Source organism: Gordonia rhizosphera NBRC 16068, from assembly GCF_000298195.1.
Taxonomy (GTDB): Bacteria; Actinomycetota; Actinomycetes; order Mycobacteriales; family Mycobacteriaceae; genus Gordonia; species Gordonia rhizosphera.
The window spans coordinates 20,264-35,338 of record NZ_BAHC01000070.1 but is presented as its reverse complement, the minus strand read 5'-3'; the positions used below and the strand labels follow the sequence as shown (position 1 = coordinate 35,338).

The following is a 15,075-nucleotide window of genomic DNA, read 5'->3' as shown; positions in this document are numbered from 1 at the left end:
CACCGAGCATCCACCATGCTGACGATGCGGGTCCTCACGCAGTGTTCATCGCAGTTGGCCACCCTGGGGTGATCAATCGTCCTCGGCCATTGAGATCGCCTGCCGGGGGCAGGCTCTGACGGCAGCGCGCACGTCATCGTCGGCCGATTCCGGTGGGTGTTCCTGCCACACAGCAAGATCGTCGTCGCCGATGTCGAAGACGGTCGGCGCGAGCTCCACGCACAGGCTGTGTCCTTCGCACAGATCTCGGTCGACGCTGACTTTCACGGTGCGCCTTCCCACGGCCACCACCTCCTACCCACTCGTTTGTGTCGTCACAATCGGCTCCCATGAGGGAGTGGCGCTGTTCTCATCCCCCGGATTCCATCCAAGATTCCAGAGCCACAACCGTTTCCGTCGATGGTTCCACGATGAGTACGGCCACCAGAGTATCGAGCAACTGGCTCACATGAACCGCGTAAGGTGGCACCTTCTCGCCGAGCACCTTCATGCGGTGCCGGTCGGCGCATGCGTGCAGACACATCGCCGACGCCTGCAAGATTCGGACAAGCCGCAGACTCTCCGGCACGTCGGTCAACATTGTCCCGACTCGCTCGAAGTAGTGCTGCTCCACCTGCTGATTGGCTGCCGGTAACTGGTACAGCGGATGCACCTTCTGCTCCAATTGCTCCACGAACTGCAGATAGAAGCAGTCTTCGTCCTCACCAAGCTCGATCAGAGGTAGGTGATGGGCTTCGACGACGCCACGGAGGTCGCCGGGCCGGACACGTGCCAGCAGCAGTGCTCGCCGCCGATCCAGATCGTCCATGCGATTGGCGAGAATCGCGCGCACAAGCCCATTCTTCGACCCGAAGTGGTACTGAACTGCCGACTTGTTCGCCATTCCCGCTTCGAGTCCGATCTGGCGCAGTGCGACTCCGTCGAGACCGCGTAAGGCGTACAAGCGTTCAGCCGTGAGAATCAGCCGCTCCTTGGCGGATCGAACCTCTGTCGCCATGAACTAATGAAACCATAGACAAGATTAGGGCACACGACTTAATCTTCAGTCACATGATCTAGAAGGTGAACCACGTGGCAGGCGCCCTGACCCGATGCCCTGACGCACATCACCGAGGTTCAACCACCCACCGCCGAAAGGATCCATCGATGAGCGCCACGACCTCCGTCGACTACTTCACCGATCCAGACATATCGCAAGACCCCTATGCCTTCTGGGACCACCTTCGCAGCGTTGGACCCGTCACCCGGGAGCCGTATCAGAATGTCGTCGCGGTCACCGGTTACCAAGAGGTACAGGAGGCCTTCAAGGACACCGACTCGTTCTCCTCCGTCAATGCGATCGGGGGACCGTTCCCTCCATTGCCGTTCACTCCGGACGGTGACGACATCACCGAACAGATCGAGAAACACCGGCACGAGTTCCCGATCTTCGAGCACATGGTCACCATGGATCCGCCCGATCACCAGAAATCCCGGTCACTGCTGCTGCGTCTGCTGACACCGCGGCGCCTGCAGGAGAACGAGGACTTCGTCTGGGAGCTCGCCGACCGCCAGTTGGACGAGTTCATCGCGGATGGCCGGTGTGAGTTCCTGAGCCAGTATGCAAAACCCTTCGCGACGTTGGCGATCGCAGATCTGCTGGGCGTTCCGGCCGAGGACCGCGAGGAGATACGCCGCAATCTCGGCGCCGGCGCCGAGCCGGGCTCCCGGGTCGGCGCGCTCGACCACGAGCCGGTCGGCAGCAATCCTCTCGAATACCTCGACGGCCTGTTCAGCGGCTACATCTCTGACCGACGGGACAGCCCACGCGAGGACATCCTCACCGGCCTCGCGTTGGCCAAGTATCCGGACGGATCTGTTCCACCGGTGATCGATGTGGTACGACCCGCCACGTTCTTGTTCGCCGCCGGGCAGGAGACCGTCACGAAGCTGCTCAGCTCCGCGGTACTCGCCTTGTGTGATCGGCCCGATCTCCAATGCCGGCTTCGCGAGGATCGCCAACTCATCATGCCGTTCATCGAGGAGGCCCTCCGCATGGAGAGCCCGACCAAGGTGGACTTCCGCCTGGCCCGAAAGACGACGAGACTCGGCGGTGTCGACATCCCCGCCGGCACCGTGATCATGTTGTGTCTCGGTGCGGCGAACCGCGACCCACGGAAGTTCGAGAGCCCGAACGAGTTTCGTCTGGACCGCGCGAACGGACGCGAGCACCTGGCGTTCGGTCGAGGAATCCATACCTGCGCGGGGGCGCCGCTCGCCCGAGTCGAGGGTCGTGTGACGATCAACCGGCTGCTCGACCGGATGCACGATGTCCGTTTCGACGAGAACACCCATGGGCCTGCAGGTCAACGGCGCTTCACCTACGAACCCACGTTCTTGTTGCGCGGTCTGACCGAGTTGCAGATCGAATTCGGCGAGACGACGTGAGGTGAGGTGTGGGAGACACGGCCGTAGACCGGACCCATCTGTCTTGCGAGATCCCGGTTCCCAAGGCCCCGACTTCGAGCTCCTAGTGCGCCTGCGCCTTCTCCGACCGGAAGTCGTCTCGCTCCAGCAACCCGGACACCGCCAGGCCCGCGATGAGCCCCCAAAAGGCGGCCCCGATGTTGAGGAAGCTCAGATCCGAGATGGTCACCAGAAATGTCACCAGCGCGCCCATGGTGAACCGCGAACCGAACGCGGATCGGAACGAATTCAGCAGCGCACCCAGGAGGGCCAGTCCGCCGACGGTGGCGATGAACGCTGCGGGCATGGCGAACATCAGCTCGACGAAGAGCGGGGCGAACAGCCCGACGACGATGGCCAGCACCCCGAAGGTGAGTGCGGCGGTGTACTGCCGCTGCCGATGACCGCTCGCCACCAGCAGTGCATTGGTCGGTCCGGTGAGGCAGGTCGAGATCGCGCCGAAGACCGACGCCAACATCGACCACACGCCGCAGGCGATCGTCACCACATTGATCGGGGCGTCGTGACCGGCTGCCTTCAGCACCGCGCCGCCCTGCCCGTTCTGCACCACGATCACCGTGATCGCCAGCGGAACCACCAGCTCGAGAAGAGCCCGAACACTGAACTCCGGGGCCTGCACCAGGGGGATCGCCACCCAGCCGGTGTCCTGGTGACCGAGATGGAATTTGCCGCTGACGGCCACCGCCACCACCCCGGCGAGCACCGCGCCGATGATCGGCGGCATCCACCGCGACAACCCGGGAGCGGCCTGCAGGAGGAAGAAGACCACGACGATCGGCACCGCCACCGCGGGATCGGTGTCCACCGAGCCGACGATCGCGGTCCCGAACTGCAGGAAGACCCCCGCCACCATGGCCATCACGATCGGTGTCGGCAACGCGGACATGACATTTCGGACACGCCCGGTCAACCCGACGACGAGGATCAACACGCCGGTCACCAGGAAGGCCCCCAGCACCTCGGCCCAGGACAGGTGCTGCAGCGACGACCCGACCAGCACCGTCCCCGGGATCGTCCAGGCGAAGGCCAGCGGCATCCGGTACACCCAGCTCGCGATCAGCGTGAGGATTCCGTTCAGGACGAACACCCCGAAGATCCACGACGACAGTTCGGCGGCGCTGAGGTCGCCGGACTTTCCGGCGGCGAGGATGATCGCCACCGGACCCGAGGCCGCGAAGATCAGGCCGATGAGGCCGTTGACGAGGTAAGTCCCGCCGAAGTCGCGCACCACGTGCCGGGGTGACAACAACCCCCCGTCGGGACGTTCGACAACCCTCGGGGGTCTACCTGATTCGGTTGCCTGCGCTGCGGGTTCGGACGTGGGCATGATCTGAGGCCTCCTGCCCCGTCGGGTGGTCGCGACCCGGCCCGGGGCCGGCCGACACTCAACGGTACGTCCCGGATTCTTCGTCGAGAAGGACTCGTTTTGTAGCCATTGATCGCGCGTGCTTATCGGCGCAGCGAATGGCATGTGTGGGCGGCAGCCCTGGTCTTGTGTCTGGGCAAACAACGGAGGTACAACCGATCCCGTGGACGTCTCCGGCCGTCGGACGGCCCTCCCGATGTGGGCGAAGCGTAGTTGGGCGTCGACCTCGCCACCGTGAGCACGACGAATGTGGTGATGTTGACGATCACCCTCACCGTCGGGGTCGCCGCGTCGGGGTGTGCCGTCACGGCCGCCTACGTCTATCTGCGCCCGAATCCTGACCACGATCGAGCCACTCGCGATCGTCTGGCCCGCCGCTGGCTGGCCGCCACGGCCGTCCTGGGGTTCACTGTCATCGGGCTGCGGTTCGTGTGGGTGTTGCTGATCTGAGAGTCCCGGCAGCCGAGGGTTGCGGTCGTCAGGCTCTCCAAGTTGCCGGTGACGTCGATGTATTCGTGCACCGTCGTTCGGACAAGTGTCGACCGGCCGCCGCGCGCCGCGGTTCTGCGACGATGGACGCCATGCCCAACGACGATCACGAATCCCAGCCCACCCGCCCGACCGTCGACGACGGTATGACCGTTCGCCGTGAGGTGATGGGTGACGACTTCGTCGACCGCGCACTCGCGCGAACCGAGGGCACCGAGTCGGCCGAGCTCCAGCGGTTTGTCACCGAGCACGTCTGGGGTGGCATCTGGACCCGGCCCGGACTCGCTCGTCGCGACCGCAGCCTGCTCAACCTGGGCATGCTCATCGCGCTTCGCGCACACGAGGAACTCGCCGGCCATGTGCGTGGCGCGCTGTCAAACGGGGTGACGCGTGACGAGATCGTCGAGGCGGTCGTCCACACCGTCGGGTACTGCGGTGCGCCCGCTGCTTTGTCGGCGATGCGAGTGGTGCAGCAGACCTTCGATGCCATGGACGAGAACTAGTGGACGATCCGTGCGCCGCCGCCGACTCGGTACGCGACGTCGGGATTCGCTGATCCGATCACGTCAAGGTGGGTGGGCTGGTCGGTCCGTTTTCGGCGGTGGACGGGTCATGCGTCGGTCGGTGGATCATGTCCGATCGTGTCGTGCCACCGCGTAAGCCATGGTTTCGTTCAGCGGCAGACGACGGGTGGGCGTGCACCGCCGGTCCCGCTGTCGACGGCATGTTTCCGCGCGCACGCTGCAGGATTCGTTCGGCCCGACGATATTCCAGGGAATGGTTCAGACCCGTGGCGGTGGCGCTGTTGCTTGCCAACCGAAGCAGAATGGCCGCCAACGACGATGCGGTCCGGGGCGGTATTACCAGCAGTGTCACGCTGGTCTGCTGTGTGGTGAGGGTCATCAGCGGAGGAGTCGGGGGCGAGTCCAGCGAATCGAGACCGGGAAACCGGCGAAAGCTGTGCCAGTTCACTCCGATGCGGACGACGTCGCCGAACAGTGGTCGCGCGGCCAGCAACACTCCCGGAAGCTCATCAGCGAGCTGCACGCTATACGGGTACCAGGCACCGCCGACCGGAGCGGTGGGTTGACCGCTGAATCGAACCCGGACCGGGCCGAGTAGTGGAATGGAGGTCACGGTGGCGCCTATGACGCCGACATCTGGTCGCGCGTTTGCATCAGTGGTGGGAGCCTTGTTCGATGTTTATCAGCCCGAACTGGCCACAAAACGAGAGTGGCCGTTTCACACCGGAGACGCCGACAGAACCCTGTCGGATATTCAGTCCGGCTGCCGCCCACTCTACGCCCACCGACGTCAACGACGGTCAGCCGACATGATCACCTGGTAGGTTGGCAGGTGCCGCCGGGATCTCGGACCCGGTTCACACACCCTCTCGTGACACGCATCAAGCTTCCGACATTTCTCGAAGCGTGCCTGGCACCGAACAGAATGCAGCGAGGTGCAGTCGTGTCCGCAACCCATCCATCCCCCACCCGTGACAACAGATTCGTCAGCTCCTACACCGATCTGGTGGCCGAGGTCCGCGATCGCGGTCTCCTCGAACGACGCCACGGCTTCTACCTCACCCGGATCGTGGGCACTGTCGTCGCCTTCGCCGCAACGTGGACTGCGGTCATCGTTCTCGGTGACAGTTGGTGGCAACTCGCCTGTGCCGTCGTAGCGGCCGCAGTCAGTACACAATTCGGATTCCTCGGACATGACGGCGCCCACCGACAGATCTTCACGTCCACTCCCGCGAACGAATGGACCGCACGTATCCTCGCCGCCGCAGGCGCCGGCCTGTCACTGCACTGGTGGCGCAACAAACACAACCGACATCACAAGGCACCCAACCAGATCGGGATCGACCCGGACATCGCCGACGGGCCCATCGCGTTCGATCCCGACACCGCAGCAGCTCGATCGGGCCTCTACGCGTGGTTCACGCATCGCCAGGGATGGTTCTTCATTCCGCTGCTGACGCTGGAAGGCGCCGCGTTGCACTTCGCGAGCCTCCAAGGACTGACAGCACGAGCACCTGTGCCCCACCGACTCCTCGAGATCGCGCTCATCACGATCCGACTCGGCCTTGGCATCGCGGTGCCCTTCATCGTGATGACTCCGGTGCAAGCCGTCTGCTTCATCGTCATGCAACTCGCCGTCTTCGGTCTCCTCCTCGGCGGTTCATTCGCACCCAATCACAAGGGGATGCCTCTCGTTCCCAAGGACATGCGTGTCGACTTCCTCCGCCGCCAGGTCCTGATGTCTCGCAACATCAAGGGCGGAAGGGTCACCGACTTCATGATGGGCGGCCTCAACTACCAGATCGAGCATCACCTGTTCCCGAGCATGCCGAGACCAAACCTCGCCAAAGTCCAGCCTCTCGTCCGCGCCCACTGCGCCCGGCACGCCGTGACATACACCGAGACCTCCCTCCTGGCCTCCTACGCCATAGTGATCCGATATCTGAACCAGGTCGGCCTCGGACACCGTGACCCCTTCACCTGTCCTCTGGTGCGCACCTACCGTTAGAGCCTCAGGAGACCTCCGGCATCTGGGCGTACTCGTCGTCGGTGACCGGCGGCGCGGCTGACGCAACTCGGGTGGGCCGTGCGGTCACGATGGTCCCCATGCTGGCGACGATCACCAGCGTGATGGCGGCCAACCGCAGCGGTCCGGTCGGCTGATGCAGTAGAGCCCAGCCGGCGATCGCCGCCACGACCGGTTCCAGGCTGAGCAGGATACCGAAGACGTGGCGTGGAAGTCGCCGCAGCGCAGCGAGTTCCAGCGTGTACGGAATGACCGACGACATCATCGCGACAGCCAGCGCGAGCACGAACGGAATCGGATCGCCCACCGCGCTCGCCACTCCGGACACCCCGAACGGCAGAACGAGCAGCGAGGAGAACACCAACGCCATCGCCAGTCCACCGGCACCGGGTACGCGTTGTCCGACCCGCGCACTGGTCAGAATGTAGAGCACCCAGAACGATCCGGCGACGAGGGCGAAGACTACGCCGACCGAGTCCAGTGACTCGGCCTGCGTGACACTCTCGATGCCGAGCAGTCCGAGACCCACGAAGGCGAGGGCGACCCAGGCGAGGTCGATCATCCGCCGCGACAACGCAGCCGACAGCAGCAGGGGTCCGAGGAATTCGATCGTGACCGCCACACCCAAGGGCAGACGATCGATCGCGCAGTAGAAGGACCCGTTCATGCCCGCGAGGGCGACGGCGAACAGCATCACCGATCGCCACTGCAGCGGCGTCCAGCGCCGTACACGCGGTCGGATCGCCACCATCAGGATGACGGCGGCGAACCCGAGTCGTAGCGCCGTCACTCCCCAAACGCCCAATGTCGGGAAGAGGTGCACGGCGATGGCGCCCCCGAACTGCAGCGACACGCATGAACCCAGGATCATCGCGGCGGCGGTACCCGTGCCGCCCGAGGTGCGCGAGGAAGTGTCCATGTGTCCCATGGTTCAGGTGATCAGAGTCATCAGTCCAGTGAATGTTTCTTCCGATATATGATCATCTTTGCTAATCAATGGAGGTGGGACCGATGCTGAATGTGACCCGCCTGCGTATCCTGCGTGAGCTTCACCTGCGCGGAACCCTCGCACAGGTTGCCCAGGCGCTCTCGTACACGCCGTCGGCGATCTCCCAGCAGCTGTCGATCCTCGAACGAGAGACCGGGGTCCAACTGCTCGAACATGTGGGGCGACGTGTGCGTCTCACCGACGACGCGCTCACCCTCGTGACCCACACCGAGATCGTGCTCGCGCAGCTCGAGCAGGCCGAAGCAGAGCTCGCCGCCGCACAACCCACCGTGCGCGGAACACTGCGGCTGGCGTCGTTCCAGACCGCGGTCCTGGAGATCTTTCCGGCGGTGCTCACGCTGATGGAACAGAAGCACCCGGCACTGCAGGTCGAGATCACCATGCGGGAAGTCAACGCCGCCTACGGCGGGCTGCTCTCCAGCCAGTTCGACGTGATCCTCGGCGAGGAATATCCGGGCCTACCCGATCCCGTGCGCGATGGCACGGAGCGGACCGATCTGGTCACCGACCCGCTCTACCTCGCAACGCCCGCACACGGCCCACTCGGCGGGGCACCGCGCAACATCGCCGAACTCGCTTCGACACACTGGGCATTGGACCCACCCGGCAGCGCCGCCGGCGACTGGGCACGCACCGTCTGCCGCAACGCCGGATTCGAACCACAGGTCCGATTCGAGGGACCCGACCCACTACTGCACGCCCACCTCGTGCGGACGGGGCACGCCGCGGCCTTCGTCCCGGCGCTCATCGCCGGCGATCACCTGGATGGCACCCAACTCGCCGGACTTCCGGGCGATCCGCACCGCATCCTCTACACCGCTGTGCGCGCCGGACGAGCCGGCCACCCCGCGGTCCGCGCGCTCCGCGAGGCGCTCGCACATACCGTCGCGGAGCGTCAGCCGCAGCGTCCGACCCGGACCGCGCGCATGTGAGCCCCATGCGCAAGTCAGCCTGCGTCCGAACGCGTACCGTGCCACCCGGCGACGATACGGTCCGCGGCGGCTCTATCGACCGTCAGCGCAGCAGAAAGTGCACCACCAGGGCGACGAAGACGATCGAACAGCCGATCGCGCTCAACGCAAGGGCGATCACGATGCCGCTGTTGGAAGGGAACGTCCCCACACCGGGGTGCGCGGCCAGCACAGCTCCCGACAACGCGCTACCGCCGGCGCCACCCACGGTGCGCAGCACCTGGTTGAAGCTGACCGCACTGCCGAGTTCTTCGGTCACGACGGTGCGCGCGATCAGCGCGGGCATGGCCGCATACGCGGTGCCGAGGCCGACACCGAACAGGAACATCCCGATCAGGATCTCCCACAGAGCGTCATGCGCGAACAGCATCAAGAACGCCGCGACCGCCATCGTCGCGGTACCCAACCGCAGCAACGTGGGCAGCCCGATTCGGGACGCGACCAACCGCACCACACGGTTCGCCCCGAAACTCCCCACCGACAGCGGCAACATCACGAAGCCGGCCCAGAGCAGCGGCAGCGCGATCCCGTACCCGGTGTCGGTCGGCGCCTGCGCGATGAGACTGGCGATCGAGAGACCGATGTACAAGGCGGCACCGAGTCCGATCGCGGTGCCGTTGGCAAGCACTACATCGGTGTGCCGGAAAATGCGCAAATTGATCATCGGGTGTGCCGTGCGCAGTTCCACCACCCCCCACCCGACAAGCACGACGACGGCGATCACCAGGACCGTCAGCGTGCGGACATCGAGCCAGCCCCAGCCGGAGCCTTCGCTGATCGCTAGCAGCAGCGCGGACAGCCCGATACCGAGCAACACCGCCCCGGGTACGTCGAACCGTTGACGCGGCGCACGCTCGTCGGGCCCGGACGGGACGACAACCCAGACGGTTGCCATCGCGGTGACGAGGAAGACCGCGGCCGCCACGAAAGCCATTCGGAACCCGAAGCCGGCCGCCAGGACTCCGGTCAACGGATAGCCGACGCCGAGTCCGGTGGCCACCGTCACCGACAGCGCCGAGATACCCGGCCGCACTTGCTCGTCGGAGAGATACCGACGTGCGAGGGCGATCGTGACGGGCACGATGCCGTAGGACAGGCCCTGTAGGGCCCGACCGGCCAGGAACACGCCGAAGGTCGGCGAGACCGCGGCCATCACCGAACCCAGCAGGATCACCGCGAGCGCCCAGAACAACAGCCGCTTCTTGTGCGGGCCGTCGCTGAGCCTGCCCATCACCGGTGTGGTCACCGCACCGACGAGCAGATTGATGGTGAGCATCCACTGCGCTGTGCCGACCGCGACGTCGTACTGCTCGGCGACACTGGGCACCAGGAGCATGCCGAGCGAGCTGACAACAGCGGTGGTCAGCGCGGCGTAGACCAGACCCGGCAACAATCGTTTCGAGGTTCCGGTCATCCGAACACCCTATCGGTGACGGACGCGTGCCCGACGTAAGGGACGCCGCACCCGCGATCAGCAGTGGTCGTCGCCGTTGCCTGAGACGGGATTTGCCGGCATTCCCATCACGTGCGAACGGCGGACCTGCGATCAGGACTACAGGTTCGTCGCATGCCACCAGCACACCCGACGATTCGCATGCTGCCACGTTTGAAAAACGTTCCTGCAGCATGGTTTCTGACCTTCTCAAACATCACCGGGATCGCGTCCGCAGTTGGAGGAACACCCCACCAGACAGGATCGCCCGCGGGGTCGCACATGCAACTTGGGTGCGCCCGGAGGCGGTGGTGACGCCTACCGTTGTGGCGTTGCCCGTCTCACAGCGGACGGGTTACGCTCGCCCGTGAGGTTTGACAGGGGAAGCGCGATGAGGAAGCTCGCGATCCTTGTGTTGCTGTTGAACGTGCTTGCCGCCCCGCCTGCGCGAGCAGAGGTGGCGACGATCGAAGCACCGCCGTCGCTCGGCGTGGCGGGCATGTCGCAGCTCGAGCGGCTGCCAATCCTCGACGGCCGCGCGCAGGCGCTGGGCGCGTCGAGTCACGCGCGCGACGGGGGTAACTCCGATTCGGACCCGTATCTCGAACGCGATGCTGCGGGGCGCTTCGTCCTGATGGAGGCCGAAGGCCCGGGGGCGGTGACTCGAGTGTGGATGACGGGCCAGTCGACGCGGGGCACCGGCGACACGGCGCGCTACGGCAACATCGCGTTCTTCTTCGACGGCGAGTCGGTACCTCGCATCGACGTCCCCGTCGCGGACTTCTTCCGCGGCGACCAGGCGGCCTTCCCCGCGCCACTATGCGGCGACTACCACGTCTCGAGCGGTGGCAACTACTGTGACCTGCGAATCCCGTTCGCGAAGAGTATGCGCGTCACCACCACGGGCGCGCCCGGCTACTACGACATCGGCTACGAAACCTACCCCGCCGACACCAGGGTCCACAGTTTCAATCCGAAAGATCCACGCACGCTGACCGATCTCGACGAGGCGGCACAACTGTGGTCGCGCGCTGGCGACGATCCGGGAATTCTGCCTCCCGGCACCGTCCACAGCGGGCATACCAGCATCCCGGCCGGCGGCAGAACAGCGCTGCTCCACATCTCGCATGCGGGCACCATCCGCGCCGTGCGGATCGCGTTGGACCGCCACGACGATGCGACCATGCGGTCGGTTCGTCTTCGGGCACGGTGGGACGGGCAAGCGATGCCCGCCGTCGATGCGCCGCTCGCCGACCTGTTCGCCAGCGGCGCCGGAGAGCGCAGTCCGGCGACGGGCTTGCTCGTGGGCTACTCGCCCGCGCGACACGAGGGCTACCTGTACTTCCCGATGCCCTTCTCCTCGAGCGCTGACGTCGAGCTCGTCAACCCGACCCGGCAGCCGGTGGTGGCGACGTGGACGGTCGAGGAGGCGCCGGTGACGTACCGCTCCGCCGGCCTGTTCCACGCGACCTTTCGCGACGAGCCGCAGACGACTGTGGGGCGCGACTTCACGCTGCTCGATGCCTCTGGTGCCGGCAAGGTGGTCGGGGTTTGGTACACCCAGACGGGACAGAGCGTGGCGGACTTCACGACGTTCATGGAGGGCGACGAACGCGTGTACGTCGACGGTTCACGCTCGCCGGCGCTATACGGCACCGGCACCGAGGACTTCTTCAGCGGCGGTTACTACTACACCAGCCTCTTCGCGCTGCCCGACCATGGCGCGACGACGAAGGAACAGGTCGGCCCCCTCCACGCACAGACCGCGCAGTACCGGCTGATGCTCTCCGATCCGTGGGAGTTTCGCGACGGTATCCACGCCGGGATCGAGCATGCGGCCGGCAATGGGCAGGTCACGGCGAACCGCAGCGTGGTCTTTTGGTACGCCGGGCAGGACATCGACCGACGAATTCGCCAGACGGCCGCGATCGACGTCCCCTCGGCCGGCTATAGCGGCGTGGGGACGGACGTGACGCTGACGGCCTTCTTCGAGGGCGACCACGACGGCAACCTCTCGCCACCGCTCGATTGGTTGGTGCCGGGATCGTTCCCCCCGCCACCCGGCACCGACCCGATGGGCGAGTCGATGACCGAGATAGGCCGGACACATCGGGTCGGCGCGACGATCCGCTTCACCGTGACGCTGGACCCCGCCAACGATGGCGCGATTTTGCGGCGCCTGCTCGACCAGGGCACATTCGGCCAGCGCGCCGAGGTGCTCGTCGACGGAAAGCCCGCAGGGATCTGGCTCACGCCGAGCGCCAACCCCAACAAGCGTTGGGCGGAAAGCGACTTCGCCCTGCCGGCGAGCCTCACACGCGGCAAGTGCCGCGTGCTGATCGAACTGCACGTTCTGCCGCCGGTCGACCCGCCGTCGGGGGCCCCGACGGGCTGGACGGACTTTCGCTACGTCGCACTGAGCTGAGGCCGCCTCGCGCGTGGTCAGGACCCCTCACCGCCGACACTCGCGCATAGGCCCGCGCTGTGACATCCTTACGCAAGCCCAGATCCGGTCACTGAATCGCCCTCGGGCCGATTGAGCACGAGGTAGGCGGCCGACCTGGACTTCTCGTTGAGCAGCGCACGATCAACGAGGTCAGGGGGCGGGGACGCTCCCGGTGGCGATGTTGCGAGCGCTGGTCGACCTCCCCAAAGCCTCCACCTCCGCATCGATACGCGGCAGGAGCTCGTTCGCGGAAGGAAGAGTCGCTCGATCGCCGACCCTCGACGTCAGGACCGGCTTGAGCCACCGCAGCAGGCCCACCCAACCGGGCACGTTGACGCGCCGACGCCGTTCGGCGATCCCACGGACAATGCGTCGATACAGACCTCCGTGTCAGTGGTCTTGCTGAGCGGACCGGGCATGCTCGCGAGAGCCTCGTTGAAGGAGGGCAGATCATCTTTCGCATCTTGGTACAGCGGCGTGTTGATCCAGCTCATGTGCGCCGACCCCACGTCCACCCCACTCGGCGCCAGCTCGAGCCGTAGCGTATTCGCGAAGTGTTCCACCCCGGCCTTGCTCGCGTGGTAAGGCAAGTTTCCCGGCATCGCAGTGTAGGCGGCGAGCGACGAGACAATCAGGATGTAGCCCTTGCGGTCGATGACGGACGGCAGAGCCGCGCGGACGGTGTGGAAGACACCGGTGATATTGATGTCGATCACCTTGCGGAAGGTGGCTGGGTCGATCTCTTGCACAGACCCGTATCCCGCGATCCCGGCATTCGCGAGCACCGCGTCCACTCCGCCGAATCTCTCGATTCCCTCCACCGTGGCCGCCGCCATCGCGTCGAAATCGGTCACGTCGGCAACCGCGGCGACCGCGACGTCGTCACCGAGTTCGGCCCTCAGGGTGTCGAGCGCTACAGCGTCGACGTCGATGAGAATCAGCTTCGCTCCTCGCGCAGCAAGTGCTTTCGCGGTGCCGCGACCGATCCCCTGCGCTGCACCGGTGATCAGCACGACCTTCCCCGCCAAGCCCTTCGTGCTCATACGCAGCTTCATCTTGAGGCCTCCGACCACGCCAAACCGGCACCTATCGTCCAGTGGGACCTCTGCAGTATGCACCCCCTCGTCGTCCGTGCGTCGAAAATCGTCGATTGCGCACTCAAGATCGCACGGTCGACGATTCGAGGTGCACGGTCGACGGTAAGTCCTGCACGATCTGACCCTCCTTGGGCGCCCGAAATACATGCGCCACAGCAACTTCACTGCCGACCGCAGCACCGGCCTGAGCATCACATGCCGATCACTCCGGCGGCTTACAACTGCTCACCGACGGACGATGCGGCGTCTTTGACATAGCGTGCGCAAAGGAGACGGACCTCGAGGCCGGGGCAGATCCGAGTGCCGGTGGCGTAAAGAACTGGCCAGCAATCGAATACGTGTCGTATCATCGACGCCGCCAGCAGTGTGATCGCTTGCCAGGGCTATTACCCCTCACTCCGCCGTGCCGGCGATAGGGAGGTCAGCTGACCATCAGCCGAGATCCCATTCGGTTAATGCCCGGAACCGTCGTCGAAGTGCCCAGTGGCGTCTTACGTGAGGTTCACCGCAAGGTGAAGGCCACAACAGTGCGTAGCGAATCAAACTGCGGCATGGGAGGTCTCCCGACTCGCTCGGCTGCGGGTCACTACGGCCTCGGGGACCGATCCTCTCCGATCGTTGATGGTCGCCTACGAGGTGGCGATGAGCGCAGTCGCGACCAAAGAGTCAGCCGGTGATCTCGCGAACCACATGTTCCAGCGCGTCGGCCGTGCGATCCAGCGCATCCGTGCTCCGCTGGGCACGACACATGGCCACGGTGCCCTCGATCGCAGCGACGATGAGGGTGGCCGTCTGCTCCGCGGCCTGCGCGTCGGCCCCGTGTGCGCGCAGCGATTCGGCAAGCATCGACGTCCAGTGTTCGAAGGCGACCGCCGCTGCCCGGAGCGGGGCGTCGTCGTCACCGGGTTCCTCCACCGAAACGGCCAAGACGGGGCACCCCGCGCGGAAGTCGCTCTTGACCACGACGTCACGCCACATGTCCACGAAGCTGGATAACCCGGCGATCGGTCCGGCCGAGGCGAGTTCGTCGGCGAGCACACGGATCGTCAGCGCGTCGGCGAACTCGACTGCCTCGACCGCGAGCTGGGACTTGCCGCCGGGGAAGTAGTGATACGTCGATCCCAGTGGCGCGCCGGAGTGTTTGGCGAGCTCCCGCACACTGGTCGCCCGGAGTCCGCGACGACCGAGCATGTCGGCGGCGCCCGCGACGAGCTGGTCACGCACGGGTTGCTTGGCCATCGTTCGCCCC

Annotated in this window: 12 protein-coding genes and 2 pseudogenes; 6 read left to right on the top strand and 8 right to left on the bottom strand. The window is 65.5% G+C overall.

Annotated features, from left to right (window positions below):
- Window positions 1-72 precede the first annotated feature (72 nt).
- Together GORHZ_RS08510 and GORHZ_RS08505 are read right to left on the bottom strand one after the other, a co-directional pair.
- Window positions 73-291, bottom strand: coding sequence for a ferredoxin (locus GORHZ_RS08510; RefSeq protein WP_006332076.1), 219 nt, complete (start codon window positions 289-291; stop codon window positions 73-75).
- Between the two features lie 58 nt (window positions 292-349).
- Complete coding sequence (locus GORHZ_RS08505) at window positions 350-997, bottom strand: TetR/AcrR family transcriptional regulator (RefSeq protein ID WP_006332074.1); 648 nt, start codon at window positions 995-997, stop codon at window positions 350-352.
- A 149-nt stretch (window positions 998-1,146) separates the two neighbouring features.
- On the opposite strand from GORHZ_RS08505, the gene GORHZ_RS08500 reads away from it, so the two are divergent.
- A complete protein-coding gene (locus tag GORHZ_RS08500; RefSeq protein ID WP_006332072.1) occupies window positions 1,147-2,427 on the top strand; it encodes a cytochrome P450 in 1,281 nt (426 codons plus the stop codon).
- Window positions 2,428-2,509: 82 nt separating this feature from the next.
- Here GORHZ_RS08500 and GORHZ_RS08495 read toward each other — a convergent pair whose 3' ends face one another.
- Window positions 2,510-3,793: a benzoate/H(+) symporter BenE family transporter gene (locus GORHZ_RS08495; RefSeq protein WP_006332070.1), complete on the bottom strand. Its 1,284-nt coding sequence runs from the start codon at window positions 3,791-3,793 to the stop codon at window positions 2,510-2,512.
- Window positions 3,794-4,087: 294 nt separating this feature from the next.
- On the opposite strand from GORHZ_RS08495, the gene GORHZ_RS08490 reads away from it, so the two are divergent.
- Together GORHZ_RS08490 and GORHZ_RS08485 are read left to right on the top strand one after the other, a co-directional pair.
- Complete coding sequence (locus tag GORHZ_RS08490) at window positions 4,088-4,282, top strand: hypothetical protein (protein ID WP_040530843.1); 195 nt, start codon at window positions 4,088-4,090, stop codon at window positions 4,280-4,282.
- A 122-nt stretch (window positions 4,283-4,404) separates the two neighbouring features.
- Complete coding sequence (locus GORHZ_RS08485) at window positions 4,405-4,824, top strand: carboxymuconolactone decarboxylase family protein (protein ID WP_006332047.1); 420 nt, start codon at window positions 4,405-4,407, stop codon at window positions 4,822-4,824.
- Window positions 4,825-5,029: 205 nt separating this feature from the next.
- Here the strand turns inward: GORHZ_RS08485 and GORHZ_RS08480 are convergent.
- Window positions 5,030-5,458, bottom strand: a pseudogene (locus tag GORHZ_RS08480) (DUF5994 family protein); the annotation flags it as partial.
- Between the two features lie 330 nt (window positions 5,459-5,788).
- Between GORHZ_RS08480 and GORHZ_RS08475 the strand changes: the two are divergent.
- Window positions 5,789-6,853: a fatty acid desaturase family protein gene (locus tag GORHZ_RS08475; protein ID WP_006332045.1), complete on the top strand. Its 1,065-nt coding sequence runs from the start codon at window positions 5,789-5,791 to the stop codon at window positions 6,851-6,853.
- 4 nt (window positions 6,854-6,857) lie between these two features.
- On the opposite strand, the gene GORHZ_RS08470 is transcribed toward GORHZ_RS08475, so the two are convergent.
- A complete protein-coding gene (locus tag GORHZ_RS08470) occupies window positions 6,858-7,790 on the bottom strand; it encodes an EamA family transporter (protein WP_006332044.1) in 933 nt (310 codons plus the stop codon).
- Between the two features lie 92 nt (window positions 7,791-7,882).
- Between GORHZ_RS08470 and GORHZ_RS08465 the strand changes: the two genes are divergently transcribed.
- Entirely contained in the window at window positions 7,883-8,812 is a 930-nt protein-coding gene (locus GORHZ_RS08465) for a LysR family transcriptional regulator (RefSeq protein WP_006332043.1), read from the top strand.
- 82 nt (window positions 8,813-8,894) lie between these two features.
- Here the strand turns inward: GORHZ_RS08465 and GORHZ_RS08460 are convergent, their stop codons facing one another.
- On the bottom strand, window positions 8,895-10,265 hold the full coding sequence (locus GORHZ_RS08460) for an MFS transporter (protein ID WP_006332042.1): 1,371 nt from the start codon (window positions 10,263-10,265) through the stop codon (window positions 8,895-8,897).
- A gap of 409 nt (window positions 10,266-10,674) precedes the next feature.
- Between GORHZ_RS08460 and GORHZ_RS08455 the strand changes: the two genes are divergently transcribed.
- A complete protein-coding gene (locus GORHZ_RS08455; protein ID WP_040530813.1) occupies window positions 10,675-12,708 on the top strand; it encodes a glycoside hydrolase family 172 protein in 2,034 nt (677 codons plus the stop codon).
- A 171-nt stretch (window positions 12,709-12,879) separates the two neighbouring features.
- On the opposite strand, the pseudogene GORHZ_RS08450 reads toward GORHZ_RS08455, so the two are convergent.
- Window positions 12,880-13,772, bottom strand: a pseudogene (locus tag GORHZ_RS08450) (SDR family oxidoreductase).
- Between the two features lie 720 nt (window positions 13,773-14,492).
- Entirely contained in the window at window positions 14,493-15,065 is a 573-nt protein-coding gene (locus GORHZ_RS08445) for a TetR/AcrR family transcriptional regulator (RefSeq protein ID WP_006332039.1), read from the bottom strand.
- Between the last annotated feature and the right edge of the window lie 10 nt (window positions 15,066-15,075).